A 26,022-nucleotide genomic window follows, 5' to 3' on the forward strand; every position below is an offset into this window, starting at 1 on the left:
AATGCAATCCCCCCAGAAGCTGCTGGAAATTAGAGCAAAACTGTAATATTCTGCAACAATGGAATAAATGCATGGATATGCATCAAGATGCACAATCAAGTCGCGGATGCGCCCCTTGAACACCCCGAGACCTCAGCGTCGCTGATGACGACGGCCGAGATCGCCGCCTATCTGCGGCTACGCGAGCGCACGATCTACGAGATGGTCGCGCGCCAGACCATTCCCTTTACCCGCGCCACTGGGAAACTTTTGTTTCCAAGGCGGCTCATCGATGCATGGCTAGAGGCGCAAACCGAACTGCCGGATGCGGGCATCGCTCCTGCGCCACCGATCTATGCCGGATCGAATGATCCGTTGTTGGAGTGGGCGCTACGGCAATCCGGCAGCGGTTTGGCAGTGCTGGCGCGCGGATCGACGCAAGGGCTTGAGGAACTTGTTGCGGGGCGCGCGGTGCTGGCCGGGCTTCACCTGATCGACCCGGAAACGGGGCGTTGGAACCTTGCGGCGGCGCGTGCGCATCTACCTGGATCACGGCATGTGATGATCCATTGGGCGCGAAGGACACAGGGCATTTTTGTCGCCAAGGGCAATCCGCTTGGCGTCACCGGGCTCGGCGATGCCGTGACGCGTGGCTTGCGCTTTGCTGTGCGGGCCGAAGGGGCGGGATCACAGCGGCTGCTTGATGTCCTGCTGGCGCGCGAAGGCGTGTCGCGCGCCGCTCTAACCACGACCGAAAGGGGTGCGGAAACCCACGCCGATCTTGCGGCGCTGATCGAAACGGGCGAGGCGCAATGCGGCCTTGGGTTGCAATCGGCGGCCGGGCAACTGGGTTTTCTGCCGCTGATCACGGATGAAAGTTTCGATCTGGTCATGACCCGGCGCGCGTATTTCGAGCCGCCCATGCAAAGCCTGTTGGATTTCGCGAAATCCGAAGCCTTCGCAAAACGCGCCACCCATCTCGGCGGGTATGATATCGCGCAGCTGGGCGATGTGATCTGGAACGGCTAGGGGGCGCTGTGGCGTTTGGCCGGGAATTGCCACAAACTCAGTCGCGTCACCCCGATACATGACAAATGCGCCACGTACAGACCACGCCATTCCTTGTTTAAAGCTATTTAAAACAGATAGTTAAATATAATCCGAGAACGTGAATAATCGCGACATGAATCTGTCGCGGGCGGACCAGACCCGGGATGCGTTCGGGTTCTTGATGCATGAAATTGCAGCGAACCCATGGCCACGCGTTACATTCCCCTCGCACTCCATCACAGCCCCGCCCCCAAGGTCCGGCATTTCGCGATGCTTGCCGGGATCGAGGCCAGTATACGCGGCACGCTGATCTCGGCCATGCCGCTGGTCGTCTATGACGCGCTTGGCAGCGCCGAGGCGACATCTTCGGCCTATTTCGTGGCTGGGATCGTGGCGCTGGCTTGGGGGCTGATGGTGCCTTGGGCGACACGGCATCTCCCGCGGCGTTGGGCCTATTCGGCGGGATGCGTGTTGTATCTTGTGGGGATGGCACTGGCGGTTATCGGCACACCAGCGACAGTGCCATTTGCGCTGATGTGCCTTGCGATGGCGACGGCGACGACTTTCGTGTGCTTCAACGCCTATATCCTTGACTATATCGACCGCGCCGAACTGGGTAAAAGCCAGTCCACCCAGATGGTTTATGCGGCGGGTCCTTGGGCCATCGGGCCGATGGCGGGGGTCTGGCTGCACGATTGGTGGGCGCCCGCGCCGTTCTTGCTGGCGGGTGTTTTCGCGATAGGGCTTCTGATTACCTTCTGGGTGCTGCGGCTGGGGAACGGTAAGCAGATCAGGCGGGCAAAGGGGCCGGCACTGAACCCTCTGGCCTATCTGACCCGCTTCTTCCGCCAGCCGCGGCTGATCGCAGGGTGGATGTTCGCGGTGATGCGGTCCTGCGGCTGGTGGGTTTATGTCGTCTACCTGCCGATCTTCTGTATCGAAGCGGGTCTGGGCGACAAGGTGGGCGGCATCGCGCTGTCGATTTCGAACGCGCTTTTGTTCATCTCGCCGCTGATGCTGCGACATGCAAAACGGACATCGGTCCGCCGATCCGTGCGGCTGGCTTTTGGTGTTTGCGGGGCGCTGTTTATGGTGGCGGCGTTCGTGTCGCCCCTGCCCTGGCTGACGGTGGCGGCCTGCATGGGGGCGTCGATCTTTCTTGTGCTGCTCGATGTCGTGGGAGGTTTGCCCTTCCTGATGGCAGTCAAACCCTCCGAGCGGACCGAGATGAGCGCCGTCTATTCCAGCTTCCGCGATGTCTCGGGCATCTTGACGCCGGGGTGCGCGTGGCTTGTGCTGCTGGTTGCACCGCTGCCCGGTATTTTCATGGCAACCGGGGCGGGTTTGCTGTGCGCTTTTGCAGTGGCGGGACGGCTGCACCCGCGCCTTGGCGCCGCGCGCGTGCCGATGATGCGCAGCGGCGCACCGCCGGCGTGACGCTGACCGCCCAATCGATGCTGGATGGCGCAGGGTGGCGGGAGGAAAGCATCTTGGCGATGCCACGCCGATCGCGGGTCAAGCGCGCCGCTGCACAGAACTGCGATAGCTTGCCATCAAATCGTTGAAACGTTCACCCTGCACCGACACATGGGCACTGAGCGTTGCTGCTGCGACATCGCTATTGCCATTGCGCAGGGCTTCGGCGATGCGGCGATGTTCATCCAACGATTGGCGCAAGCGTCCACGCAAACGCAGCTGCATCCGACGGAACGGCTGCAAGCGGCGGTGCAACCGCGCAGCTTCGGCCGCAAGAAAGCCGTTTCCGCTCGCTTCATAGATGAGATGATGAAAGCGCTCGTTCTCACGATAATAAGAATCGGCGTCGCCTTCGGCCGCCGAAACCTCGCATGCGGCCACCGTTTGATCGATCTGCGCCAAGAGCGCATCGGTCACCCGCCGCGCCGCAAGGCGGCCGCAAAAGGCCTCAAGCTCTGCCATTACCTCGAACATCTCGACGACTTCGTCAAAGGCAGGGTAGCGCACGAATGCACCGCGATGGGGCACCAATTCGATCAGACCTGACCCTGCAAGCCTCTGAAATGTTTCGCGGATGGGTGTGCGTGACACGGCATAGCGTTCGCAAAGCCGTGCCTCGTCAAGCCGCTCACCATTCGCGAATTCGCCGGTGAGGATCGCCTGTTCCAACAGTTCGCGGAGATGATCTGCAATGCGTTCGGACATGCGCCTTCACTAGCCCATCATCCGCATACCAGCAATGGCCATTTTGTATACGAAACGTTTGACATCGCACACGCTCATGCTAGCTCTTGGACACTGCGACAAAACGGAGGTTGTCGCGCATACATATGATCCAAGGGGGGATTTCATGAATTTCAAAGCCGGTATCGCCGCGACGGCGATGGGTTTGCTGATGGCCGTAGGTGCCAATGCAACCGAATTACGCCTTTCGCATCAATGGTCGACGGGCGATGTGCGCCACCAGGTCGCCGAAATGTTGGCCAATGAGGTGGCCGCTGCGGGTGTGGATCTGTCAATCACGATCTACCCGTCGGAATCGCTGTTTCGCGCGCGCGAGCAATACAATCCGCTCTCGCGCGGTCAGGTGGACATGATCGTCTATCCCCTGTCGTATTCCGGTGGCCAGCGTCCCGAATACAACCTGACCCTGATGCCGGGCCTGGTGAAAAATCATGACCATGCCGCGCGCCTGAACGAGAGCGCCTTCATGCAAGAGATCGAGGCCCTGATGGCCGAAGATGACATCAAGGTTTTGGTGCATGGCTACCTGGCGGGCGGCTTTGCATCGACCGGCGATTGCATCACCCGGCCCGAGCATATGAACGGGTTGACGACGCGTGCGGCCGGTCGCGCCTTCGAACAGATGCTTGCCGCAGCCGGTGCGTCGATCACCTCGATGGCGTCGTCCGAAATCTACAACGCGATGCAGACCGGCGTGCTTCAGGCGGTCAACACATCGTCGTCATCCTTTGCCTCGTTCCGGCTTCAGGAACAGGTGGCTTGCTACACGCCTGCGGGCGAGTATGCGCTTTGGTTCATGTATCAGCCGGTGATGATGAACAAATCCACCTTCGACGGGCTGACCCAAGCGCAGCAAGACGCGCTGATGGCGGCAGCCGCCAATGCCGAGGGGTGGTATCTGGAGCAGGCCAAACTGGCGGATGCGGAATCGGCGCAAGTCTTCCGCGATGCAGGCGTCCAGATCGCCGAAATGACAGCGGATGATTTCAACGCCTGGTTGGCACTGGCGCGTGAGAGCTCCTACCCGGCCTTCCTCGCGGATGCACCGAACGGGCAAGCGCTTCTGGATTTGGCGCTGTCGGTCGAGTGATCTATCGGGGCGGCGCGATGGTGCCGCCCCCATCTTCCAACTTGCGGGCCGGAGAACGATCGATGGCAACCCTCCCCACAGCCGGTGCCGCGCGCACGGGCAACAATATCTTCTTGCGTGCCGTGGCGGGGCTGTCGCTGCTGTGCGGCTGGACTGCGGCCGCGATGATCCTGAGCGCGGTGTTCATCACCTGCCAGATGATCTTCGTGCGGTTCGTCTTGGGCGTTTCGACGATCTGGCAGACAGAGGCGGTGATCTATTTGGTTGTGGGCGCGACATTGCTGGGGCTGCCATATGTGCAGCTGATGCGCGGACATGTGAATGTCGATCTCTTGCCGATCTGGACGAAGGGGTGGATGCGCCGCGCGCTTGCCTTTTTGGTCATTGGCGCATCCATCGTCATCATCGGGTTGATGGCCTTTTACGCCTATGAAATGTGGCATTTCGCGTGGAAGCGCGGCTGGCGATCCGAGACGGTGTGGGGTGTGCGCTTGTGGATCCCCTATCTCGCGCTGCCGATCGGTTTTGGCCTCTACCTGTTGCAGCTTTGTGCCGATCTCTATGCGATCGCTTTCGGGATCGAACGTCCCTTCGGTATGGAGGATAAATGATGGATCCGCTCTCGCTTGGCCTATTGGTTGCGCTTATCACCGTCTTGGTCCTGTTTTCAGGCGTTTCGGTCGCGGTCGGGCTTTTGATCGTCGCGGGGGGCTTTTTGCTGATCTTCGACGGGGCAAGGTCACTGGAACTGATGCCGGAGATCTTTTTCGGCAAGCTGAATTCTTTCGCCCTGCTGGCCATTCCGATGTTCATCATCATGGGTGCTGCCATCGCATCAACGCGGGCGGGGGCCGATCTTTACGAGGCGCTGGAACGCTGGCTTACGCGCGTGCCGGGGGGCCTTGTGATGTCGAACCTCGGGGCCTGCGCGCTGTTCTCGGCGATGTCGGGCTCCAGCCCGGCCACATGCGCGGCCATCGGCAAGATGGGCATCCCCGAGATGCGCAAGCGCGGCTATTCCGACGAGGTCGCCTCGGGTTCCATCGCGGCGGGTGGCACGCTGGGTATCTTGATCCCGCCTTCGGTCACGATGATCGTCTACGGGATCGCCACGGAAACTTCGATCGGGCGACTGTTCTTGGCAGGCGTCATGCCGGGGCTTTTGTTGGTGGGCCTTTTCATGGTGTGGTCGGTTTTTCACACATGGCGCTATGGCGATGCCGCCGTATTCTCGACGCGCAGCTACTCGCTGCGCGAACGCCTTGAAATCTTGCCCCGCGTCATCCCGTTCATGATCATCATCGTGGGGGTGCTTTACGCGATGTATGGCGGGATCGCCACGCCGTCGGAAACGGCGGCGGTGGGAGCGCTGCTGTGCTTGCTGATCGCGATGATCATCTACCGGCTTTGGTCGCCCATCAAACTCTGGGGCATCTTGCGTGACAGCACGCGCGAGTCGGTGATGATCTTGTTCATCATCGGCGCAGCGGGTGTGTTCAGCTACATGCTGTCCTCGCTCTACATCACCCAATCCATCGCGGAATGGATCTCGGCGCTGGATGTGAACCGCTGGGTGTTGTTGGGCGTGGTCAATATCTTCTTGTTGATCGCAGGCTTCTTCTTGCCACCCGTGGCCGTCATCTTGATGGCCGCCCCAATCTTGATGCCGATCATTCTGGCCGCCGATTTCGACCCTTACTGGTTCGCGGTGATCTTGACGATCAACATGGAGATCGGGCTGATCTCGCCGCCGGTAGGGTTGAACCTTTATGTCATCAACTCCATCGCGCCCGACATTCCGCTCAAGAAGATCCTCGTCGGATCATTGCCTTATGTTGGCTGCATGGTGCTGGCCATCGTGATCTTGTGCTTCTTTCCGGGCATCGCGACATGGCTTCCTGATTTGGTGATGGGACCGGTGTAATGGGACGCAGCTGGGCGCTAGGCGATCTTTTATCGACCTTGTTCGAACGACGGGCAGCGCCGTTTCGGACAGCCGGCAAAGACCCCCTGCCCGACTTGTGCCGCGCCTTGATGTCGGGGCGCGGCGAGGTGTCGGGGATGAAGCTGGCAGGCGCCGCCTTGGCGCGTTGGCGCGTGGCCGATGATGCCGAACGGCGGGCTTTCTTTCGATATCTGGCTGATGATCTCGATCTTGATCCTGAGGCATTGCAATCGGCGACGCAAAGCTACCAAGCCACGCGTGGTGCGGAAGAGTTGCACCAACTTTTGCGCGCTGCAGAGCCGCCAAGGCAGGAATTACTGAGGCGCCTCAACCAAGCCGTGGGCGGCACGGTTGATCTTGTTGCAATGCGCGTCGCGCTATTGGATGCCGCCCGGCAAGAACCCGATCTGGCCCGGGTCGATCTGGATTTCGGACATCTTTTCGCAAGCTGGTTCAATCGCGGCTTCTTGGTGTTGCGACGCATCGACTGGGACAGCCCGGCGGCGCTGTTGGAACGGCTGATCGCCTATGAGGCGGTCCATGAGATCCAAAGCTGGGATGATCTGCGCCGCCGTGTTGCGCCCACTGACCGACGGTGTTTCGCCTTTTTCCATCCAGCCTTGCCCGATGATCCGCTGATCTTCGTCCAAGTCGCGCTGACCCGCGGCATTCCCAGCGCCATCGGCCCGATCTTGGCCGAAGACCGCATATCGCTTGCGCCCGCACAGGCCGATACGGCCGTGTTTTACTCCATCTCGAATTGCCAAGCGGGGCTGCGCGGCATTTCCTTCGGCAACTCGCTGATCAAGCAGGTACTTGAGGTGCTGAACGCCGAGTTGCCGCAGCTTTCGACCTTCGTGACGCTTTTGCCCATACCGGGCCTCGCGCGCTGGATCTCCGAACAGACCGAGCAGATCGCGGCAAAAGATCCCCAAGCACAGCTGCGCGCCTTGGCGGCGCGATACCTTCTTCAGGCTAAGGCGCCAGATGGACAACCGCGCGATCCGGTCGCGCGGTTTCACCTCGATAACGGGGCCGAGGTTCATGCCATCCATGCCGACGCCGACCTTTCGCCAAGGGGTATGGCGCAGAGCCATGGGGCGATGGTGAATTACCGCTATGATCCGGCACGGGTCGAGGACAATCACGAAACCTATGCCACGGCGCACGAAATTGTTGCAGCGCGCGACGTGCGCAATCTGGTGCATTAGGCTCGGATGAGGCGATGCCGAAGATAGGAACCGAATGATGGCCAACCCGCTTTTCGATGCGCTCTTTCAGCCACTTGAACAGCGCGATTCATGTTTCTTGCTGACCCAAGACGGGCAAGAGATAACCGGGCGCGCATTCTTGGCGATGGCTGCCCGATACGCGCATACGCTGCGCACATGCGGGGTCGCACCGGGCGATCGCATCGCTGTGCAGGTGCATAAATCACCCGAAGCGTTGGCGCTATACTGTGCGGCGGTGATGACGGGGACGGTCTTTTTGCCGCTCAACACATCCTATACCGCGGCCGAGATCGCGTATTTCTTGGGTGATGCCACACCGGCGGTGTTCATTTGCGACCCGCAACAGGCGCCGAAACTGGCAACGATCGCTGCACAATTCGGCGCGACGATGCTGACACTGGACGGCGCCGGCCGGGGAAGTCTGGCCGATCAGGCAAATAACCAGCCCGATACCGCCCCCGTGACGGCCTGCGCTGGCGATGCTCTGGCCGCGATCCTCTACACTTCGGGGACGACAGGGCGCTCGAAGGGGGCGATGCTGACGCAGCACAATCTTTTGTCCAACGCGTTTGCCCTCGCAGAAGAATGGCGTTTCTCTGCGGATGACATTTTGCTGCATGCCTTGCCGATCTTTCACACCCATGGGCTGTTCGTGGCCAGCCATGTTTGCTTGATCAGCGGCGCAACGATGATCTTTCTGCCCGGTTTCGATACGACGCAGGTGTTACATTTTCTGCCCCAAGCGACAGTGATGATGGGTGTTCCGACCTTCTACACACGGCTCTTGGACGAAGAAGGCTTTAGCGAACAAGCGACGGCACACATGAGGCTGTTCGTGTCCGGCTCCGCCCCGCTTCTGGCCGAGACGCATGCAGCCTTTGCCGCGCGCACGGGTCACGCGATCTTGGAGCGCTATGGCATGACCGAAACAAATATGAACACCTCCAACCCCTACGAGACCGCGCGCAAACCAGGTACCGTCGGTCGCCCCCTCCAAGGCGTCGAAGTCTTCGTGACCGATCCCGCCACTGGCGCACACCTCCCGCAAGGCGCGATCGGCATGATCGAAGTGCGTGGCCCGAACGTATTCAAAGGGTACTGGAACATGCCCGAGAAAACCCGCGAAGAATTACGCGAGAACGGCTTTTTCATCACGGGCGATCTGGGGCGCTATGACGAAGATGGCTACTTATCGATCGTGGGACGACAAAAGGATCTGATCATTTCGGGCGGCTACAATGTCTACCCAAAGGAGGTCGAGTTGATACTCGATGAACAACCCGGCGTGCTGGAAAGTGCCGTGGTTGGCGTCCCGCATCCCGATTTCGGCGAAGCGGTCTTGGGCATCTTGGTGCCGCGCCCGGGTCAATCCCCCGACCCAGCGGCAATCGACACAGCCTTGCGGACGAGCCTTGCACGTTTCAAGCAGCCCAAAGCACTGGTAATGATGGAAAAACTCCCGCGAAATCGGATGGGAAAAGTCCAGAAAGCCGAATTGCGGGCCGCGTTTTCCAAGCACTTCCAGTGAACGATGTCCGGCGCGTTTGCTCGCCCTCTCGGAACATGGCCGCATTCCTCGCTTGCGATCGTCAGTAAAAGCGGACCACACATGATGCTGGTTGATTTCGCCAAACGCTGACGACCGATTTGGCCTGTGGGGTTGCTCACGAAGGTGATGCGCGGCCGCACCAGAGATACGTATCGGGACGGGATAATCCCACTGGATGAAAGCGGCAACAAATTCGGATTTTCCAATCAAGATGATCGGCCACCGGTGACCAAACCGAACAACAGGCACCTCATCCTGCAGAATTTGTCGGTCAGTTCATTTCTTTGCTCGCCGAGAAGGCCTTGTTTCGCGCTTGTCTGGGGCATGGCACCACGCACTCCTGCCCAACATCCTCCAGATGATCCGGGCGCTCTTTTTTTTTAGATACAAGAGAGACAATGCTCCAAATAGAGCGCTCACACACCTTTATCTTGAATTAATGCAACTTAAGTTTCAATTTATCGTTAGATTAAAAGATCAAGGTAAATTTCTGATATTTATCACTTTTACTCACACAATTTGTGCTCTGTAATTCGCAGTGCCCACACGTTGCTGCTATGTTAACGTTCAGGGCAAGTACCGCTGTGGCAATCCATTTCATTTGCTTTCGCAATGGCGGTGATTTCATGGAAATTGCAAATAACAGGGGCAACGGGGCAGAATTATATTGGAATACGTTGTGAAAGACACGGCATTGTCTTCCCATGTTGACAAGAAACGTTCGTCCAATCCTGATGCGGACAGAACGACCAGTCTGATCATCGGGACTTCGATCAGCATGGTGGAGCTCAAAAAGCTCGTCACCATCGTGGCGCCATCACTTGCGCCCGTGATATTGACCGGGGAAACCGGCGTTGGCAAAGACATCGTCGCGCAGGATATCCATCGTCAAAGCATGCGCACTGGCCCATTCGTCGCGATCAATTGCGCCGCCATTCCCGCGGAGCTTCTGGAATCCGAATTGTTCGGCTATGAAAAGGGCGCCTTTACCGGCGCGGATCGGGCGCGCGCGGGCCGGTTCGAGATGTCGAATGGCGGCACGCTTTTCCTAGACGAAGTGGGCGACATGCCGCTTGCGCTGCAATCAAAATTGCTGCGGACGCTGGAAAACCATTGCATCCAACGCATTGGCGGCGCGCATGAGATCAAGCTTGACCTGCGGTTGATTTGCGCCACCCACAAGAATGTCGAGAACATGGTCGAGGACGGCCGGTTTCGCGCCGATCTTTACTATCGACTGGCCGCCTTTCCGATCGAAGTACCGCCCTTGTCGGAGCGGAGTGACGACATCCCTGCCCTGCTCGACGCGATGACCCTGACCTATCTCGACCGACAGCCAGAGGCGGCAGCCCCGCATTTCGCGCCCTCGGCTATCGCGGCGCTCAAGGCTTACGCGTGGCCGGGCAATGTGCGGGAATTGCGAAATGTGCTTGAGCGTGCCTTTGTGCTTTTCGCCGGACGCGAGGTTTCAGGCCAACATATCACCGAAAACCTGTTGCGGCTGCGCCTGCCCGGGCCAAGCCCGAAGGCAGAGCTTGATGCGCTATGGGAAGCGGCCGCGATGTTCGAGAACGCGGCCGATGATCTGCCAGAAGACCTGTTGCAAAAATCGCCGCCGGCGCCCGAGGATTTCCGCAACTGGTTCCTGCATCACGATGAAATCGACCTGCGCGGTTTCGTGCGCGATGTCGAGGTCGTGCTGATCGAGGCGGCGCTGACCGCCAAATCCGGTCTTGTCAGCCATGCCGCCGACGCCTTGAAGCTGCGCCGGACGACCTTGATCGAAAAGATGAAGAAACTGATGATCGAAAGGCCCAACGCGGGCTGAGATGGGGCGCGCTAGTCGCGCGAATTGTTCCATGCATCGAGCATCGAGGTCAGGTAATCGCCCGTGCTTTTCAACTGGGTGACGATGGCCTCCATCGCGCCGAACCTTGCCATGTAGCGTTCGCTTATGCGGCTTTCGCTGAGGGAAAGATCATCCAGAAGATCTTCTTGCTCGCGGGCATCTTGCTCGAACCGGGTGGTACGCAGGGCGATGTCGCCACTTGCCGCAAGGCTGTCATCCACAAAATTGCGCAAACGCTCGATCAAGCTTTCGCCGAAATAGACGGTCGCGGTGCTTGGCGAGGGGTCGGTCACCCGCAAGGTGACCCCGCCAAAATCGCCGGTGATTTTGTAGAATTCGCGCACCCCATCGACAGTCCGCGCAATCATGGCCTCGCCGTTCAATGTCGCGGCAGTGTCGGATGTCTGCTCGAAGGTGAATGCCCCTGCAGGCGGCGCGCCATAGCCCGCGACGGCCACCGAAATGCCTTGCGACGAACTTGTGTTGAGGGACTGAAAAACAGCCCGGTAAAGCATGGGATCGCGCGCCATCGCGGCTTGGAATTCCGTACTATCGACGGATAGCGAGCCGTCACGCTCGGTCCGCACACCAAGGTTCGAAAGAAAGACGGATGCATCGCCGAACCCTTCAAGCGGTGTCGTGGTCAGCGCGGCCAGATTACGCGACAGGGCGGCCACCGCTGGGTCGGCGGCAAGCGGGCCGCTTTGTGCGCCGTTGATGCCGCGCGCCGTGGCCTCTCGCAGGAGCGATTGGGTCGTATTGATCGCCTCGACAAAGGCGCGCAGTTCTGCCTCGGCCAAATCAGGATCTTCCAGCGCGACAACCTTGGCCGCGCCCGATGTCGTCGCGTTCAGTGTCAGGCTAAGCCCCGGCAAAAGATCGTCGATCTGGTTGGAGCTGCGCGTGACCGCGATGCCATCGACACTGAGCGCTGCGTCGCTTGCGGCGACGACCTCGTTCGAGCGGTTGGTTGTATTAAGTCCCACAAGTAGTTCGTCGGCTGGTGCCGTGGCGGTAATATTCAGCGCATTCTCGGCGCCCGTATCTGTCATGACGGCAAGCGAATAGCTGTCATTGCCCTTGGCGATGACCTGGGCCGTGACACCCGAAATGGCCGAAAGCTGGGTCGCCAGATCGTCAAGCCCCTGTGCGTCATTGGTCAAGGTGATCGTCACCGACGCGCGGCCCGAACCGGTGAAGGTCACCCCATTCCAGCTGCCGAAATCCAAGGTGAGGCTGCCAGCGCCAAGGGCTGCATCCGCGCTTGCAAAACCGGTGAATTCCAGAACCTGCCCCTGCGCCAGCGCTGTCACCTCGACCGATGCGGTGCGGTTTTCAAGTGCGGTCAGATCGGAAATCGCGACCGACACGGCGGCCGAAGAAGAGGCCACATCAAATGCAACGCCGGCGGACTCGACGGCCAAGGTGGTGCGCAAGCTTTCCATGCCCGCGCGCAGCTTGCCCATTTCCGAGATCGACAATTCGATCTTTTCCATCTGCCCCGAAATCTGGGCCCGCTTGGGTTCGACCTCGGCGGCGGTCAGGGAGTCAACGAGCTGGGTGATGTTCAGCCCCGAACCCTTGCTGTTGAGCGTGCTGAGATAATCTACGGCCATCCGCCGTTTTCCTTTCGACGTTCATCTTACCTTAACGACAGGGCGTGACGCTGGTTTACCGCTGTGGACCGCTCAATACTCGATCGAGATCTCGATCCGGCGATTGCGTTCGCGACCGGCGTCGGTGTCGTTGCTGTCGACGGGCTGGGTTTCGCCATAGCTGACGGCTTGCATTCGGCCCGGCTGCACCAGACCGGTGGACTCGATGGACTGCACGACGCTTGCGGCGCGCGCAGCCGCCAGATCCCAATTGTCGCGGAACACCCCGCCACGGATCGGCACATTGTCGGTATGACCCGCCACCACGATGGTGCTGGACTCGCCCATCGCGGTAAAGGCGATGCGGCTCATGATATCGAGGGCCGCCGCTGTCAGATCGGCCGAGCCAGAGGGGAAAGCCCCCCCTGCACCCACGGTGATCAGCACCTTATCCTCGCGCTGCTCGACTTCGACCAACCCCTCGCCCAGCTCTTGGCGCAAGGCGACGGTCAACAGATCGCGGGCGATCGCGGCCTTCTCGGCGCTTTCCTGCGCTTCGGCCTGCTGCTGTTCGAGACGTTCAAGCTCGGCCTGACCAAGGCTGGTCTCGGGCTGGCGGGCGGCGGCTGCAAGCTCGGCCAATTGTTGTTCGAGACCGCCGAAAAGCACTTCGCTTTCAGCCTTGCCACTGGCTTGCCGCGCCTCGGCAAGCGCGGCAAGGGTTTCCTCGATCAGACTTGGCAAATCCTTTTGGGCGGTGTCTTCGGAAGGGAAATTGATCACGACATTCTCGCCCGCCATCTCGATCGAGACCTCGCCGGACTGGATCGCCTGGTCGAGAGCTTGCGCCAGTTGCGCGGCGTCAAGCGTGTCGGCTTGCGCCCCCGACTGCCCATCGGGCGCGCTTTCTTGTTCACCGCCCGAGCCCTCAGTGGTGCCGTCGACACCTTGATCGCCACCTTCGGGGGCCTCATCCTCATCGGTCTTGATCTCGATCTCGGGGCGTTCAAGCTCGGTCGTGTCTTGCGTCATCTCGTTGGTGACCGACGGGCTTGGCGAGGGGCTGAATTCCATCGAAATGACCGTCGTGCCCATTGGCTGTTCGACCACGGGAATGACACGCTGCACGCCGAAAGCGTTCTGCAAGGAGCCAGAAATTTGCTTGAATTTCGGGGTGTTGAATTCAGCGAAGGACAAGATCAGCACGAAGAACGCCATCAAGAGCGTCGCCATGTCGGCGAATGTCGCCATCCATGCCGGCGCACCCGGAGGCGGGCATTTCGGGCACTCCTCCTCTTCGGGTTCTTCGTTTGCCTCGATCGCTTCGGCCATCTGTCAAATCCCCGCGCCTGCGCCGCCAGCCCTTAGGCCGCGTCCAGCGCCGCTTGCATCTTGGGCGGAAGGTTGGCCGCCATCTGGTCTTGGATGTTACGCGGGCTTTCGCTGCGTGCGATGCCGCGCAGCCCCATGATCACCATCTCGCGATAGCGCACCTCGTATGCGGTGAAATTCTCGAGCTTGGTCAGCATCGGCATGAACAGCACATTGGCGATGAACGCGCCATATAGCGTCGTCAACAAGGCCACGGCCATGGCGGGCCCGATGGCCTTGGGATCGGCCATGTTGCCCAGCATAAGCACAAGACCGATCAGCGTGCCGATCATCCCCATCGCAGGCGCGATATCGATCCAGGCTTTCACGCAACCCTGGTTGGCCTCGTGGCGAGATTTCATCGCCTTGATCTCTTGGGTCAACTGGCTGACGAGCTTGTTCTCATCGGCCCCGTCCACCAGCATTTGCAAACCTTTTTCGAAGAATTTATCAGGAACCTGCTGGCCTTCGAGCGCCATCATCCCGTCCTTGCGCGCCACGGCGGCAAGTTCGACCATGCGCGAGATCAGCTGATCCATCTTCTTGATCGGCGGCAAGAAAGCCTTGGCCATCGCTCCGAAGCTGCCAAGATAGGTGCCAAGCGGCGCGGTATACATCGCGGCAAAGAACGTTCCACCAAAAACGATCAAGATCGAAGGCACATCGATGAAAGGCCCGATGCCGCCACCCGAAAGCATGGCGCCGACGATCATGCCAATTGCGCCGATCAGGCCAATCAGTGAACCGAGTTCCATTCATTCCACCTTTGTTAACGGCTTTGGACTATCAACGCCCTTCAAGATCCGTACCATCCGGGGAAATAGTCGTGCGAGAGTTCAGCTTTTTTGTCGATTTACTCTTTCCTCGCCGCCATATTCCGTCGAAAGGTCAGATTGACCCATCTGGGCGGTTCTGGAACACTCGAACAATCTTCTGAAGGGCGATTCCATGACAAGCCGCGCGATCCGCCTGCTATGGGCAGCACCCATTGCTATGCAAATAGCAACGGCATCCGCTTCGGCACAGTATTATGAGCGCGATCATTTTGTAAAGGATCTCGCGCTTGGGATCGAGTGGATGCGTTGTAGCGTCGGCCAACGCTGGGACCCGGAACAAGAAACATGCTGGGGCGAGGCAATCCGGCTCAACCACGAAGAAATCGCGCAAGTGATCGAACAGGCGAATGCGCAACTTGGTGAAGGTTGGCGTCTTCCTGGCCTTGACGAACTAAAGAGCCTGGTCTGCGCCGAATGCACACCGCCAAAGATTGATCCCCTACTATTTCCCAATACAATGGCAGAACCCTATTGGAGCGGGGATCAGAATTTCTGGTCACCGAAGAACTATTGGACGGTAAGCTTCATGACCGGGGATCAATACGGTCGTTTTTTCCCCGAACAGCGCATGATGGTGCGCTTGGTGCGTGACTGAACGGCGATGGAGCAGCCGTAGGGTATTAATTAACGAGTCGGCACTATATAAACGTGGAATATAACCGTTGTTGTTTCAGAGCAGGTGAACCGCGCGCTGAAACGGCAGATTGCAGGGTGACTGAAGATGGCGGGAAACACATCAACGGCATTGGTCGTTGTTCCGCGCGGCGAGGTCGCGCTCGCGCGCAAGGACACGAAAATCACTGATCCGCTGCGGTTGGTCAGGGATGATGTCCATCTGCACGACCGCGAAGAAGTGCGCAAATACCTGCCCGACATCCTTGGGCGGGCCTTGGCGCGGATCTGGATCGACCAGTCTTTCGCTCAATCATTCGCCACGGATCCAAAAACCACCCTTGAACAGGCGGGTGTTTACCTGCCCGACACGATGGCGATCGAATTCGCCAAGGCCTCGAGCGACAGGCCCAAGATCATCGTGTATGAGAGCCAGCCGAATTCCAAGTTCCGCATCAGGGTGTTGTATCTTCAACTCGTCATGATGGCAGGAAAATGATCAGGCTTGGCGCCATGGCCTTGGCGCTCGTTTTGGCGGCCGGTCCGGGTTCGACACAAGCACCCGACGAGGATGCACAGTTCAACGAAGCCACCCAAGCCGTGCGCGATCGCGATTTTCGCCGGGCGGTCGCCTTGTTCGAACCACTTGCCGAGGCCGATATTCCCGATGCGCAGTTCAATCTAGCGGTGCTGCTGCGCCAAGGCCGCGGGCGGCCACAGAACCATGTGGAGGCCTTGTACTGGAGCGCGCTTGCCCTTCTGTCGGATGGCGATTACGCGCAAGACATGGTTGCGGAACTGCTCGACACGCTGCCGCCCAACGCGCGCGAAGAGGTGGTGGCGCGCGTGCTTGACCGCCTTATGGCGCAGGCCGCTGAGGGGCAACTTGATGCCCCCCGCAAACTGGCGCGTGTCTACACCGAACTCATGGCCGAACCCGATCTGCGGTTGGCCTATATCTGGTTCTCGATCTGCCATGCGCTGGGCGAAAACCGTTGTGCGGAGGGGCGTGATGACGCCGCTGACGAGATCGCGCCCGAAGATTTGATCGACATACAGACCGAAGCGGGCGAGACCTTTGCCGGTCTGCCTTTCGCCCTCCCCCCCCCCGAGGCCGCGGGGGCAAGCGACGGGGACCAAGGCTCAGTGCTGCGGTGATCTTGCCGCAACCCTACCCGGACCATTGAACCGAACAAGTGCTGCCGCATCGGCCATATCAAGGTCACAGGTGCGCGCGATGAAGGCCGCATCATGCCCCGCGCGGGCAAGATCGATGGCCTGATCCACCCGGCCACCCGCGTCTTGCGGCTTGGCCGCGCCGCTGGCGCCGGCATAGCCGCGCATATCGGCACGCATCTGGACGAGATCGGCCCGCAACGCTGCCTGAAACGCGGCCATCTCGGACTGCATGATGGCGACGATGTCCTCGCGCGTCAGGCTTGGGGTTTGTGACACTGTAATCGGCTTGGCCGCGCCAAGCGCCGCGGCCTTCTTGGCGGCATGATCACGTTGGGCCAATTCGCGGCGTAGGCGTGAAAATGCAATGAGCAGGGCCGCCAGTGCAATCGCAACAGCAACAAGGCCGCCCAAGGGCAGCCATAGGAAAAATATGGTTTGGTCAGGCATAAGTCGCGCACTCCCTTGCGGTAGGCACCCTTAACCTTCGACCAACTCCTTCAGATAGATCGAGAACCCGGCAAGGATGCTCTGATGGGTATGCAAAAGCTGTTCCAATTCGGCGATCTGCGCGCGCAGCCGTAGCATTTGTGCTTTCGCATCCGGCTCCGTGTCCGTTCCGGCAAGATCCGGCAATCCCTCCTCGACCAAGGTCGAAAGGTTTTGCACGATCACGCCCAACGCAGCAGGGTCGCCGACGTTCGAACGGACCTCCGCCAAGATCGCATCCAGCAAATCAAGCTTGTCTTGCACCGCGTGCCGATCAAGGCGCGCTTGCGTATGCTCGGTCGGCTCAGCCATGGGATTCGATGAAACTTTCCATGAGCTTTTCCGCGATCTTGTCGAGGTCGACGGGATAGGCACCGCGCGAAATCGCTTCCTTGATCTTGCCAACCGCCTCGAGATCAATCGGGGGCGTTTTCGCAAGCTCTGCGACAGTTGCCTTGGCGCCGATAACGCTGACCTCAGCGTCGGGCATTGTGGGCGCGGGCGCGGCCTGGGTGGGCTTTGCCTGCGATGCTGAAGTGCCGCCTGGCGACCCTCCAACGGGGATTTTCGGCGGAGCCGAGTTATTGATGTAGTCGATCATGACAGCCTCCTGACGAGAGGGTAAACGACGCAATTTCAATTCATGTTAGGCACGACGTTGATTTTTTTTTCTTGCGTCACCATCCCGATCACTACTTTTCCCGAGCGCAGATTGCGAACCCTAATGAAATCACCGGTTTGGCCGTTCTCAAGCGCGACCCCACCCATGGAAATCACCAGCCCGCCCGCTGCGGTTTCGATCACGATCGGATCGTCTGCACGCACGGCCCAATCCATCTCGAGGTGGCGTTCTCGAATGGGTACGCCGGCTCCGAGGTTCTGGCCCATCCTGCGCCCGATCAATGGCGCGATCTCGGAAAAGGCCCCCGGCGCGGGTGCGCGCGGTATCTCGACCAGTTCCAGCTTGTCCGCAGTGATCACCTCGTCGCGCCGGATCGAATGGCGCAAGACCACAACGGCCGTCATCTCGGCCGCGGTATCGCCGCCGCCGAAGCGAAAGCCGGGAGGTACACCGACCGAGGTCCGCACAACAATGGACCAAGGGATCGCCCCCGGACAGGCCACATCCACGGCATCCCAACGCCCTTCGCGCCGGGGCATCACGGTCAACTCCGCCTCACAGGGGTAATAGCGACGTTGCTCGGCGATGATGGGGGCACCGTCTTGGCCGTTTGCCATGAGGGCTTGATGCACGAGCACCGCGATCTCGCCGCCGGTGAACGGCTCGCCCAACTCGGCCCTTGCCGCGCCGCTACCTGCGAGCAAAAGGATAGATGCCAAGATGGCCCGCATCATTTCGCCAACTCCATGAACCGCACCCGCATTCCAGCCAAGCTGCGCGCGTTCCGGTTCTGGTCGATCGGCCGCAACACAGCCGCATGATCCGCGAGGTTTTCGATCTCGAAAATGATGTAGGGCGTGTCCTGGCCCTCGGAAAACGCCAGATGATGACGGGTGAGGCCGTCTTTTGCCCCGAAGGGCAGCGTCAACCGGCCACCTGAGAGCTGCAACGCGCCCTCAAGCGGGCGACACGCATAGCCATCGATCATGGCCGTGATGTGTTCGTCGATGCCTGTCAGGAGTTTTTGCACGATCTCACTGCGATCGGGTGAGGCAAGCCGGTTCAGCGCCGGGATCGGCAGCCCGGCATCGAGCCGGATGGCATGTTCGAGCCGACTTTGCGCGCGCGTGATGCTCGAGCCGGTATCGACAAGCCGCGACTCGAGAACCAGCAAAAGCCTATTTCGTCCCTGCATCTGCAACTGCAGATCGGCGTGATAGCCCAAGCCGCCATCGGGCGTTGGCGTGGATGGGCGGGCTGTCCCAAGGGTGAGCGCGGCATAATCCATGTCAAGACCGACCTGCGCGCTGCGGCCCGGCATAGCCCCCCCGGCACCGGACCGCGAAAGGCTGACGCCGGGGCGCGACGCGATCGCCGCATCGATGCTGTCATGCAGCTGCGGGCCGAGGCCGTCGACCCAAGCGGGCGTCATGGGGTCGACGCCCAGCCGCAAAGGGTACGAGATGATGTCAAGCTGGGCCCGGCGCGCGCAGTGATCGGTCACGGGAACCGGCGGATCGCCCACGATGGCGCGCACCCGGACGCGGTAAAAGCCGTTCTCCACCCCTTCGGACACGATGCTGTAATCAAGGATACGCGACGCGGGCCGCAAAATCAGGCGGTCGGACACCAAGATGCCGTTGGAGGCGGCGGCGTAGCCGTTGATATCAGCCCCACCTTCGATCGCGGCCTCGATCAAGGCGGCCTCAAGTGCGCGCAGCCGCGTCGTGGCCCGGCCAAGCCCGCTTTCCGCCGCCTGCCCCGTCACCTCGACCGTCAAATTCTCGGCGATAGCGGGCGACACGCCCAACCCGACGACAATCGAGAGCGCAGATAGACCGGAGAAGAGCGGAAACCGCATCAGATTTGCCTCATGCCGCGCGTCGGGCGACCCTGAGCATCTGCTCGATCATGTCGCGATCGACTTCGAGCAAGACCTCGTAGGTGTCCGAGCCCTTTGGCTGGATGTGAACCGTGCGGGCGGCACGCAACATGCCAACCACGGTGGTGCGCATGGTGTCGTTTTGCAAAACGGCCTCGGCGATGGTCGTCGTGGCATCGATCCGCACACCATGGATCTGTTCGGTCAGGTTGCGCATCGCCTCCATCCGCGCGACGCGAATGGCGTTGAGCCTGCGGTGATTGAGGTTGTTGCCCGGCTGCGCTGATACGACCGCATAGCCCATGCCGCGAATGGTCGGAACGGCGACGGTTACTTGATCGGCGGCGTCCAGAACCTGTTCGACACGCGAAAGCTCTTGCGTGGTGAGTGCCGCGCTAGGCGGCGGGACCGGCACGGTCGAGGTTGCGCCGGGCCCCGGGACCAAGCTGGTCACGTTACACGCCGACAGCACAAGTGTCGCCATGAGGATGACCGTGAGAGGCATGGATGGCCTAGAGAAGTCAGTCACGAACGGAGCCTCCTGTCGCGAGGATGGTGATGTTGGGCCGGGTATCGTGCCCGGATGCGTTTCACTGTCGGTGGCTGCACAGATCATGCCATCCAGGCTGAGCACGGCGCGAAATCTTATTGGCACGCATCTTGCTTGGTAGTCGGGCCACGACGGCAACAAACGAGATGTGACGCGCATGCTGACAGGACAAAAGCCAAGAAAAGCGGGGGGATTGACCGGTCTCGGCCTTGCCCGAGCGGCCTATAGTCAGCATTTTGACACGGGGGCCCTGTCATGGATCTGACATCGACCGCCCGTTTCACGGCAGGTGCGCGCGACGCGATCGGTGGCTCCGTCTTGCCCATCGGCATCCTGGTGCTGATCGCGATGATGGTCTTGCCCTTGCCGGTTTTCTTGCTGGATGGGTTCTTCGTGCTGAATATCTTGCTGTCGCTTTTGATCTTGATGGTCACATTGCACACCTATCGGCCGCTCGATTTCTCGTCCTTTCCCAACCTTCTGTTGATTGCGACGGTGCTGCGGTTGGCGTTGAACGTGGCCTCGACCCGGATCGTTCTGAGCGAGGGGCACACCGGACCCGAAGCGGCCGGACAGGTCATCAAGGCGTTCGGTGAATTCGTGGTCGGCAACAACTACGCCGTCGGTATCTTCGTCTTCATCATCTTGACCATCATCAACCTTGTGGTGATCACCAAAGGTGCCGGACGCGTCTCGGAAGTGGCGGCGCGCTTCACGCTGGACGCCATGCCGGGCAAACAGATGGCCATCGACGCCGATCTGAACGCGGGCATCCTCACCCCGGAGGAAGCCACGGCCCGGCGCAGCGAAATCGCGGAAGAGGCCGATTTCTACGGCTCGATGGACGGTGCCTCGAAATTCGTCAAGGGCGACGCGATCGCAGGCATCTTGATCCTTGCGATCAACATCATCGGCGGCCTGATCATTGGGATCGCGCAGCACAACATGGCCGTGGGCGATGCGGCGCAGACCTATATCCTGCTGTCGATCGGCGACGGCCTCGTGGCACAGATCCCGTCATTGCTGCTCTCGATCGCGACCGCGATCATCGTGACGCGCGTGTCCTCCAAGCATAACATGGCGCAACACATCTCGCGCCAAATCCATCTGTCGCGCGCATGGATCCCGACCGCTGGGGTGGTGGCTGCACTGGGCCTCGTGCCGGGCATGCCCAACGGCTTGTTCTTGTTGTTCGCCGTCTGCGCGGCGGCGGCGGCCTATTTCGCGATGCGCTCCGAGGCGGCGGGCATCGACCAAGAAAATGGCGACGAGGAAGAAACTGCGCCGATTTCGGGCGATATCGTCACGCTTGAAGATGTCACCGATTACTCGCCGGTTTCGTTGCAGCTTGGCTATGGGCTGATCTCGCTGGTTGATGAGGACCAAGCAGGGCCGCTGGTCTCGCGCATCACCTCGATCCGGCGCGAGGTGTCCAAGGCCTTGGGCTTTGTCGTACCAAGCGTGCGCATCCGTGACGACCTTGCGCTTCCGCCCAACCAGTATCGTATCCGCATCGGCCATACGATCGTGGGCGAGGACACGGTCTACCCCGACCGCAAGCTCGCCCTGCCCGGCGAAGGCTCGACCGTCGATCTCGACGGGATCAAAGTGCGCGATCCCTCTTTCGGGGTCGAAGCGATCTGGATCCGCCCAACACAGCAAACCCAGGCCGAGGCGAATGATTACGTCGTGATCGAACCCATCTCGGTCATCGCGACCCATATGAGCCAATTGCTGACCAAGCACGCCGCCGACCTGATCGGCCAAGATGATGTGCAGGCGATGCTCGACAATCTGGCCAAGCGCAATCCGCAGCTTGTGCAATCCATCGTGCCGAAACTGGTTCCCCTGCATATGCTGACCGAGGTGTTGCGGCTGTTGCTGGTCGAACGCATCCCGATCTCGGATTTGCGAAAGATCCTTGAGGGTCTGTCGGGCATTGCCGCGCGGGTGAAAAACCCCTCGGATATGTCCGAGGCACTGCGCCCAAGCCTTGTGCCGCTTTTGATCCAGCAATTGGCATCGCTTGGTCAGACGATGCCTGTGATGACGCTATCGCCGGATTTCGAACAGCTCTTGTTGCGCACGTTGCGCCAAGGCGGGGAAGAGGGTCTGGTGCTCGATGGCGGCCTTGCCAAGACGCTACTGGAATCGCTCAACGAAATCAGCGAGCGGTTGGTCAATGAAAACCGCCCCAGCATCCTGGTCGTAGCCCCGGCAATCCGCCGGCATCTCGCTGATTTCGTGCGCGCGCATGTGCCACAAGTCGTGATCCTCGGATTCACCGAATTGCCCGAGAACCGCACCGTCGAGGTGGTGGCGACGATCGGTGATCTCAACAGCCTTCCCTCAGGCCAGACGCCTGAAAAAGCAGAGGTAAATTGATATGCCCACTGTAACCGTTCTGGCGCCCGACAGTGCACTCGCGATGGATGAGGTCATCCGCCAATTGGGCGACAACGCCTATATTCTGGCCACGCACGCCCGCGATGGCCAAGTGGAGATCTTGGCCACGAATGAACCCACACAGATCCAGCCGCCGCGCAAGCGCACGACAAGCGTCAGCTTTTCCGACGCGCTTTTCGAGCAAGGCGTGACCAGCCATGCGAGCTCGCCGCTCTTCAAATCCGCCCGCAAGACGCCCGAAACATCGCAAGAAGGCGAAACCGGGCCGGGCCAAACGGATGGCGCGCAGATCGTGGATATGCAAACCGCCCGTGCGCGTCTGAGCGAAGCCATGCCCTTTGCGCCCGCAGATTGGGAAAAGCCGGAACTCCCTGCGCAAAGCGTCGAAGTTTTCGGAACGCGCAGCCCTGCGTCGGACACTGTCGCAACATGGAGCCAGCAAATCCTGCCAATCTCGGCGCAAGCCCAAGCAACACCTCCGGCCATAAGCGACCCCGAAATCTCGCGCCGCGCGCCGACGCAGACACCCCATCTTGAAGCGCACCCCCCCCAACCACCGCAACCAGAGCCGACGCGCGCACCCCTCCTCTCCCCATCCCCCTTTGGTCAGGGCGAGGCGGATCTCCGCCCCATATTGCAAGAGCTGGGCGCAAAACTGGCCAGTCTTGAGGCAAGCTTGGCACCCCAAACACGCCGCGATCACGGCAAAAACGATCCGATCGTGGAAGCCGGATTCTCAACCGAAATCGTCAAACGCCTCGCGCCCGAAGCCGCCGCGCCCTCCCGCGCCACGCAATTCGCCGCTTCCATGTCGGAAACACTGATCGCGCCAGATCCGATGGCAAGCCTGCGGGCAACCGTGGTGGTGATCGTGGGCCCAAGCGGTGCGGGAAAAACCATTCTTGCAGGCAAGATCGCGGCGCTAGCGGTTGAAATCCACCCCTCATGCACGGTCGAGCTTGTCTCTTTGTCCGAGACGCCGCGCTTTGCCAACACTGCGCTGCCGATCTATGCGCGCATGCTGTCAGTGCCCCATCGCGACCTGCAATGCGATCAACTCGACGCAGGCCAGTGGCCAACCGAGAATTGCACCCATATCATCGACACCAACATTGAAACCGAGACGATGCAGCCAATGCTGCATGCGCTGCGCGCCGCCTTCGGTCATGACGGGGTGTCGGTCATCATCGCGCTGCCACTTGGCAGCAGCCTTGGCCGGATCAAGACCGAGCTTGGGAAATACCGCGATTTCAACCCGTCAATTGCCCTGACCAAGCTCGATGAATGCGAGCTGACACCGCAAGAGGCATCGCAGATCGCCGAGGCCGGTGCGCAGATCGCATGGCTATCGGGCACCCGCGCCTTGACCGAGACCATAGCGCCGGCCTCCCACGAGATGATGAACGAATTCCTGACCGGCCTGCTCACAACCCAATCCTGACAGGCTCAAGGCGCCGGGCGCGCGAAAGGGACAAAATGGCACAATCGATCGCAATCGCCAGTGGCAAAGGGGGCGTTGGCAAGACCAGCATCGCCGTCAACGTCGCCCTTGTCCTGCGCCAGCTCGGAGCGCGGGTGACACTGCTGGATGCAGATTTCGGCACGGCCAATGCCCATATCTTGATGGGCGAGAACCTACGCCCCAAGATTGACAAAGCCTTGCTTGCCGATGGCTCGGTTCAAGGCGCACTGACGACAACCTCACATGGTGTCACGCTGTTATCGGGCGGTTCGGCGGCGATCGATCTGCTCGACCTCAAGAAGAACGACCGCCTTCAACTTATCCGTAATGTCGAGGCGATCAGCGACGAGACCGATTACCTGATCGTGGACACCCCCGCCGGTGCGAGCGATGCGACCCTCGCGTTCGTTGCCGCCGCCGATCGCGTCTTGCTTGTCGTGGTGGGCGAGCCGACCAGCTTCATGGATGCCTACACGATCTTGAAAGCCGCGCATCTGGAACATGGCGTGCGCAGTTTTTCCGTGGTGGTGAACATGGCCCGAGATGGCCAAGAAGCGCGCCGCCACTTCGACCAGTTCCTTGCCATCGCGCTGCGCTTTCTCGATGTCGAACTGACCTATACAGGGCATCTGCCCATGTCGACATCGCTGCGCCGCTCGGTCGTGGCACGCCGTCCCTTGATGGCCAACGCGGCCGATGCCAACGGCCCCGAAGGCCAGGCGTTTCAGTCGATCGTGCAAAAGCTGTTGAAAGCGCCTGTCAACCAGCCAAGCGGCATCCGCTTCTTCCTCGACACAACCGAGAAGGACGCCTGATGCTACGCGGCCAATATCCCGAACAGCGCCCGGCGCCGCATGATCTGATCACGGATCAGATGGAACAGGTGCGAAAGATCGCCTATTATTTCCACGGTCGCGTGCGTGGCGCCGTCGAGGTCGAAGACCTGATCCAGGCTGGTTATGTCGGGCTTGTGGATGCGGCGCAGAAATACGAGCGCAAGGAAGGCGCCACCTTCGCCGCCTATGCCGGGATCAAGATCAGGGGCGCGATCGCGGACCATTTGCGCCGCGCGTCGAACCTTTGCCGCACGACGATCATGAACCGCCAAAAGGTCAACCGTGCCACCCTTGCGCTGGAGCGACGCCTCCAGCGCCTGCCCAGCTCGGTCGAGATCGCCGAGGAGCTGGGCATGAGCGTCAATGAATACGAGCATTGGCGCCAAGCCTTTCAGGCCAATACCCTGCAAACCATCGAAGAGGTCCATGACGAATTCTCGGTTTGGTTTCTCAGCAGTGCCGGCAACCCTGAGGAGGAAATCAACAAGACCGAATTGCGCGCCGCCTTGCGCAAGGCCCTTGAAAGCCTTACCGAGCGCGAGGCGCTGGTGATCCAGCTCTATTATGTCGAAGAGTTGAACGTTTACGAAATCGGCGAAATTCTCGATGTCACCACCGGCCGCGTATCGCAGATCAAAAAGGCCGCGATCGGCACTTTGCGACAGCGCTTGGCAGAGTTGACCGGCGAGACACAGGACTGAAAGGCACGAATATGGGGCTTGATCCCAGCGCATCGCGTGAGCGGCTATCTTGCCTCCAGATGTTCTTGCAAAGCGCCGAATTGCGCTTGATCGGGTCCGAGGCGCGGGCCGAACTTGAACTAAACTGCGAATTGACCAATGTCGCGCGCGGCAATTGCCAAGTCAGGCTTGTGCCGGTCGACATCATGGGACGCGCGACCATCGGGCATGTGGAAATCCCCAGCAATCGCCCGATCATGCGGGCGGAAATCTCGGTGTCGCGCGCAAGCTTCGATCTTTTCCTCGCAAATTTGCGCCCCGAGCCGGCCCGCCCTGTTGCCCTTGTGATCGCGCTTGAAACCGAGATCGAAACCAACGGCCATGGCGATTTCCTGGTGCCCTACCCATCGCGGGTCGGTGTTTTGGACCTGTCGTGGAACTTCCCGCTCAAATAGGAAATGGGGCGCCGCAAGGCACCCCATCCTTTCAATTGGTCAAGCCCTCAGCGAGTGAGCTTTTCCAGCATATCGGAGTTCGTCTGAAGTAGTCTAGCAGCGCCCGAGAACTGTTGTTGTGCGCGCATCATGATCG

At 60.2% G+C, this 26,022-nt stretch carries 26 protein-coding genes; 16 read left to right on the top strand and 10 right to left on the bottom strand.

The features are described from left to right. The first annotated feature begins 144 nt into the window (after positions 1-144). Together ACTG4J_RS06430 and ACTG4J_RS06435 are read left to right on the top strand one after the other, a co-directional pair. A complete protein-coding gene (locus ACTG4J_RS06430) occupies positions 145-1,008 on the top strand; it encodes a substrate-binding domain-containing protein (RefSeq protein WP_439138053.1) in 864 nt (287 codons plus the stop codon). 225 nt (positions 1,009-1,233) lie between these two features. After that, complete coding sequence (locus tag ACTG4J_RS06435; RefSeq protein WP_439138054.1) at positions 1,234-2,466, top strand: MFS transporter; 1,233 nt, start codon at positions 1,234-1,236, stop codon at positions 2,464-2,466. Between the two features lie 78 nt (positions 2,467-2,544). Here ACTG4J_RS06435 and ACTG4J_RS06440 read toward each other — a convergent pair whose 3' ends face one another. After that, positions 2,545-3,210, bottom strand: coding sequence for a GntR family transcriptional regulator (locus ACTG4J_RS06440; RefSeq protein WP_439138056.1), 666 nt, complete (start codon positions 3,208-3,210; stop codon positions 2,545-2,547). Positions 3,211-3,355: 145 nt separating this feature from the next. Between ACTG4J_RS06440 and dctP the strand changes: the two genes are divergently transcribed. From dctP to ACTG4J_RS06470, 6 genes are all read left to right on the top strand, one after another. After that, the gene (gene dctP / locus ACTG4J_RS06445) at positions 3,356-4,339 is read left to right on the top strand and encodes a TRAP transporter substrate-binding protein DctP (RefSeq protein ID WP_439138057.1); all 984 of its coding nucleotides are present in this window, start codon (positions 3,356-3,358) and stop codon (positions 4,337-4,339) included. A gap of 62 nt (positions 4,340-4,401) precedes the next feature. Continuing rightward, a complete protein-coding gene (locus ACTG4J_RS06450; RefSeq protein WP_439138059.1) occupies positions 4,402-4,950 on the top strand; it encodes a TRAP transporter small permease in 549 nt (182 codons plus the stop codon). Further along, positions 4,950-6,263: a TRAP transporter large permease gene (locus ACTG4J_RS06455; RefSeq protein ID WP_439138061.1), complete on the top strand. Its 1,314-nt coding sequence runs from the start codon at positions 4,950-4,952 to the stop codon at positions 6,261-6,263. Before ACTG4J_RS06450 ends, ACTG4J_RS06455 begins: the two co-directional genes overlap by 1 nt. Next, positions 6,263-7,495, top strand: a complete 1,233-nt coding sequence (locus tag ACTG4J_RS06460) for a malonyl-CoA decarboxylase (protein WP_439138062.1) — start codon at positions 6,263-6,265, stop codon at positions 7,493-7,495. Before ACTG4J_RS06455 ends, ACTG4J_RS06460 begins: the two co-directional genes overlap by 1 nt. A gap of 37 nt (positions 7,496-7,532) precedes the next feature. Further along, entirely contained in the window at positions 7,533-9,044 is a 1,512-nt protein-coding gene (locus ACTG4J_RS06465; protein WP_439138064.1) for a malonate--CoA ligase, read from the top strand. A 700-nt stretch (positions 9,045-9,744) separates the two neighbouring features. After that, a complete protein-coding gene (locus ACTG4J_RS06470) occupies positions 9,745-10,893 on the top strand; it encodes a sigma-54 interaction domain-containing protein (protein WP_439138066.1) in 1,149 nt (382 codons plus the stop codon). A gap of 11 nt (positions 10,894-10,904) precedes the next feature. Here ACTG4J_RS06470 and fliD read toward each other — a convergent pair whose 3' ends face one another. From fliD to ACTG4J_RS06485, 3 genes are all read right to left on the bottom strand, one after another. Continuing rightward, a complete protein-coding gene (fliD, locus tag ACTG4J_RS06475; RefSeq protein WP_439138067.1) occupies positions 10,905-12,530 on the bottom strand; it encodes a flagellar filament capping protein FliD in 1,626 nt (541 codons plus the stop codon). Between the two features lie 72 nt (positions 12,531-12,602). Next, complete coding sequence (locus tag ACTG4J_RS06480) at positions 12,603-13,841, bottom strand: flagellar motor protein MotB (protein ID WP_439138069.1); 1,239 nt, start codon at positions 13,839-13,841, stop codon at positions 12,603-12,605. Between the two features lie 32 nt (positions 13,842-13,873). Next, positions 13,874-14,635, bottom strand: coding sequence for a motility protein A (locus tag ACTG4J_RS06485; RefSeq protein WP_439138070.1), 762 nt, complete (start codon positions 14,633-14,635; stop codon positions 13,874-13,876). Between the two features lie 193 nt (positions 14,636-14,828). Between ACTG4J_RS06485 and ACTG4J_RS06490 the strand changes: the two genes are divergently transcribed. The 3 genes from ACTG4J_RS06490 (at position 14,829) to ACTG4J_RS06500 (ending at position 16,486) form a co-directional block, all read left to right on the top strand. After that, positions 14,829-15,311, top strand: coding sequence for a DUF1566 domain-containing protein (locus ACTG4J_RS06490; RefSeq protein ID WP_439138072.1), 483 nt, complete (start codon positions 14,829-14,831; stop codon positions 15,309-15,311). Positions 15,312-15,437: 126 nt separating this feature from the next. Continuing rightward, a complete protein-coding gene (locus ACTG4J_RS06495; RefSeq protein ID WP_439138074.1) occupies positions 15,438-15,827 on the top strand; it encodes a hypothetical protein in 390 nt (129 codons plus the stop codon). Positions 15,828-15,841: 14 nt separating this feature from the next. After that, positions 15,842-16,486, top strand: coding sequence for a hypothetical protein (locus ACTG4J_RS06500; protein WP_439138075.1), 645 nt, complete (start codon positions 15,842-15,844; stop codon positions 16,484-16,486). On the opposite strand, the gene ACTG4J_RS06505 is transcribed toward ACTG4J_RS06500, so the two are convergent. Genes ACTG4J_RS06505 through ACTG4J_RS06530 form a run of 6 tightly spaced genes read right to left on the bottom strand, consistent with a single transcriptional unit; the run spans position 16,472 to position 20,002 of the window. Continuing rightward, a complete protein-coding gene (locus tag ACTG4J_RS06505; protein WP_439138077.1) occupies positions 16,472-16,954 on the bottom strand; it encodes a hypothetical protein in 483 nt (160 codons plus the stop codon). The two genes, ACTG4J_RS06500 and ACTG4J_RS06505, sit on opposite strands and share 15 nt — an antisense overlap. A 30-nt stretch (positions 16,955-16,984) precedes the next feature. Continuing rightward, on the bottom strand, positions 16,985-17,305 hold the full coding sequence (locus tag ACTG4J_RS06510; RefSeq protein WP_439138078.1) for a hypothetical protein: 321 nt from the start codon (positions 17,303-17,305) through the stop codon (positions 16,985-16,987). Further along, a complete protein-coding gene (gene flgM, locus ACTG4J_RS06515) occupies positions 17,298-17,594 on the bottom strand; it encodes a flagellar biosynthesis anti-sigma factor FlgM (protein ID WP_439138079.1) in 297 nt (98 codons plus the stop codon). The genes ACTG4J_RS06510 and flgM overlap by 8 nt, the downstream gene beginning before the upstream one ends. 35 nt (positions 17,595-17,629) lie before the next feature. After that, complete coding sequence (flgA, locus tag ACTG4J_RS06520) at positions 17,630-18,349, bottom strand: flagellar basal body P-ring formation chaperone FlgA (RefSeq protein WP_439138081.1); 720 nt, start codon at positions 18,347-18,349, stop codon at positions 17,630-17,632. Next, positions 18,346-19,476 carry a flagellar assembly protein T N-terminal domain-containing protein gene (locus tag ACTG4J_RS06525; protein ID WP_439138083.1) on the bottom strand — a complete coding sequence of 377 codons (1,131 nt, stop codon included), beginning with the start codon at positions 19,474-19,476 and terminating at the stop codon, positions 18,346-18,348. Before ACTG4J_RS06525 ends, flgA begins: the two co-directional genes overlap by 4 nt. A gap of 10 nt (positions 19,477-19,486) precedes the next feature. Next, positions 19,487-20,002 (bottom strand): LPP20 family lipoprotein, encoded by a 516-nt coding sequence (locus ACTG4J_RS06530; protein WP_439138084.1) that lies wholly within the window; start codon positions 20,000-20,002, stop codon positions 19,487-19,489. Between the two features lie 300 nt (positions 20,003-20,302). Here ACTG4J_RS06530 and flhA point away from each other — a divergent pair, with 300 nt between their 5' ends. Genes flhA through ACTG4J_RS06555 form a run of 5 tightly spaced genes read left to right on the top strand, consistent with a single transcriptional unit; the run spans position 20,303 to position 25,886 of the window. After that, positions 20,303-22,432: a flagellar biosynthesis protein FlhA gene (gene flhA, locus ACTG4J_RS06535; RefSeq protein WP_439138087.1), complete on the top strand. Its 2,130-nt coding sequence runs from the start codon at positions 20,303-20,305 to the stop codon at positions 22,430-22,432. A gap of 1 nt (position 22,433) precedes the next feature. After that, positions 22,434-23,894, top strand: coding sequence for a hypothetical protein (locus tag ACTG4J_RS06540; protein WP_439138089.1), 1,461 nt, complete (start codon positions 22,434-22,436; stop codon positions 23,892-23,894). 35 nt (positions 23,895-23,929) lie between these two features. Beyond that, positions 23,930-24,730: a P-loop NTPase gene (locus ACTG4J_RS06545; protein ID WP_439138091.1), complete on the top strand. Its 801-nt coding sequence runs from the start codon at positions 23,930-23,932 to the stop codon at positions 24,728-24,730. Next, positions 24,730-25,452 carry a sigma-70 family RNA polymerase sigma factor gene (locus ACTG4J_RS06550; RefSeq protein ID WP_439138092.1) on the top strand — a complete coding sequence of 241 codons (723 nt, stop codon included), beginning with the start codon at positions 24,730-24,732 and terminating at the stop codon, positions 25,450-25,452. The genes ACTG4J_RS06545 and ACTG4J_RS06550 overlap by 1 nt, the downstream gene beginning before the upstream one ends. Positions 25,453-25,511: 59 nt before the next feature. Continuing rightward, positions 25,512-25,886 (top strand): hypothetical protein, encoded by a 375-nt coding sequence (locus ACTG4J_RS06555; protein ID WP_439138094.1) that lies wholly within the window; start codon positions 25,512-25,514, stop codon positions 25,884-25,886. Positions 25,887-26,022 lie beyond the last annotated feature (136 nt).

The sequence above is a fragment of the Roseicyclus sp. genome (genome assembly GCF_965662675.1).
In the GTDB taxonomy this organism is placed as follows: Bacteria; Pseudomonadota; Alphaproteobacteria; order Rhodobacterales; family Rhodobacteraceae; genus Roseicyclus.

What these genes read in the sequence shown, in the direction of transcription:
- ACTG4J_RS06430 (WP_439138053.1), top strand. Translation starts at nt 145, where the DNA reads ATGACGACGGCCGAGATCGCCGCCTATCTGCGGCTACGCGAGCGCACG.
- ACTG4J_RS06435 (WP_439138054.1), top strand. Translation starts at nt 1,234, where the DNA reads ATGGCCACGCGTTACATTCCCCTCGCACTCCATCACAGCCCCGCCCCC.
- ACTG4J_RS06440 (WP_439138056.1), bottom strand. Translation starts at nt 3,210, where the DNA reads ATGTCCGAACGCATTGCAGATCATCTCCGCGAACTGTTGGAACAGGCG.
- dctP (WP_439138057.1), top strand. Translation starts at nt 3,356, where the DNA reads ATGAATTTCAAAGCCGGTATCGCCGCGACGGCGATGGGTTTGCTGATG.
- ACTG4J_RS06450 (WP_439138059.1), top strand. Translation starts at nt 4,402, where the DNA reads ATGGCAACCCTCCCCACAGCCGGTGCCGCGCGCACGGGCAACAATATC.
- ACTG4J_RS06455 (WP_439138061.1), top strand. Translation starts at nt 4,950, where the DNA reads ATGGATCCGCTCTCGCTTGGCCTATTGGTTGCGCTTATCACCGTCTTG.
- ACTG4J_RS06460 (WP_439138062.1), top strand. Translation starts at nt 6,263, where the DNA reads ATGGGACGCAGCTGGGCGCTAGGCGATCTTTTATCGACCTTGTTCGAA.
- ACTG4J_RS06465 (WP_439138064.1), top strand. Translation starts at nt 7,533, where the DNA reads ATGGCCAACCCGCTTTTCGATGCGCTCTTTCAGCCACTTGAACAGCGC.
- fliD (WP_439138067.1), bottom strand. Translation starts at nt 12,530, where the DNA reads ATGGCCGTAGATTATCTCAGCACGCTCAACAGCAAGGGTTCGGGGCTG.
- ACTG4J_RS06480 (WP_439138069.1), bottom strand. Translation starts at nt 13,841, where the DNA reads ATGGCCGAAGCGATCGAGGCAAACGAAGAACCCGAAGAGGAGGAGTGC.
- ACTG4J_RS06485 (WP_439138070.1), bottom strand. Translation starts at nt 14,635, where the DNA reads ATGGAACTCGGTTCACTGATTGGCCTGATCGGCGCAATTGGCATGATC.
- ACTG4J_RS06490 (WP_439138072.1), top strand. Translation starts at nt 14,829, where the DNA reads ATGACAAGCCGCGCGATCCGCCTGCTATGGGCAGCACCCATTGCTATG.
- ACTG4J_RS06495 (WP_439138074.1), top strand. Translation starts at nt 15,438, where the DNA reads ATGGCGGGAAACACATCAACGGCATTGGTCGTTGTTCCGCGCGGCGAG.
- ACTG4J_RS06500 (WP_439138075.1), top strand. Translation starts at nt 15,842, where the DNA reads ATGGCCTTGGCGCTCGTTTTGGCGGCCGGTCCGGGTTCGACACAAGCA.
- ACTG4J_RS06505 (WP_439138077.1), bottom strand. Translation starts at nt 16,954, where the DNA reads ATGCCTGACCAAACCATATTTTTCCTATGGCTGCCCTTGGGCGGCCTT.
- ACTG4J_RS06510 (WP_439138078.1), bottom strand. Translation starts at nt 17,305, where the DNA reads ATGGCTGAGCCGACCGAGCATACGCAAGCGCGCCTTGATCGGCACGCG.
- flgM (WP_439138079.1), bottom strand. Translation starts at nt 17,594, where the DNA reads ATGATCGACTACATCAATAACTCGGCTCCGCCGAAAATCCCCGTTGGA.
- flgA (WP_439138081.1), bottom strand. Translation starts at nt 18,349, where the DNA reads ATGATGCGGGCCATCTTGGCATCTATCCTTTTGCTCGCAGGTAGCGGC.
- ACTG4J_RS06525 (WP_439138083.1), bottom strand. Translation starts at nt 19,476, where the DNA reads ATGCGGTTTCCGCTCTTCTCCGGTCTATCTGCGCTCTCGATTGTCGTC.
- ACTG4J_RS06530 (WP_439138084.1), bottom strand. Translation starts at nt 20,002, where the DNA reads ATGCCTCTCACGGTCATCCTCATGGCGACACTTGTGCTGTCGGCGTGT.
- flhA (WP_439138087.1), top strand. Translation starts at nt 20,303, where the DNA reads ATGGATCTGACATCGACCGCCCGTTTCACGGCAGGTGCGCGCGACGCG.
- ACTG4J_RS06540 (WP_439138089.1), top strand. Translation starts at nt 22,434, where the DNA reads ATGCCCACTGTAACCGTTCTGGCGCCCGACAGTGCACTCGCGATGGAT.
- ACTG4J_RS06545 (WP_439138091.1), top strand. Translation starts at nt 23,930, where the DNA reads ATGGCACAATCGATCGCAATCGCCAGTGGCAAAGGGGGCGTTGGCAAG.
- ACTG4J_RS06550 (WP_439138092.1), top strand. Translation starts at nt 24,730, where the DNA reads ATGCTACGCGGCCAATATCCCGAACAGCGCCCGGCGCCGCATGATCTG.
- ACTG4J_RS06555 (WP_439138094.1), top strand. Translation starts at nt 25,512, where the DNA reads ATGTTCTTGCAAAGCGCCGAATTGCGCTTGATCGGGTCCGAGGCGCGG.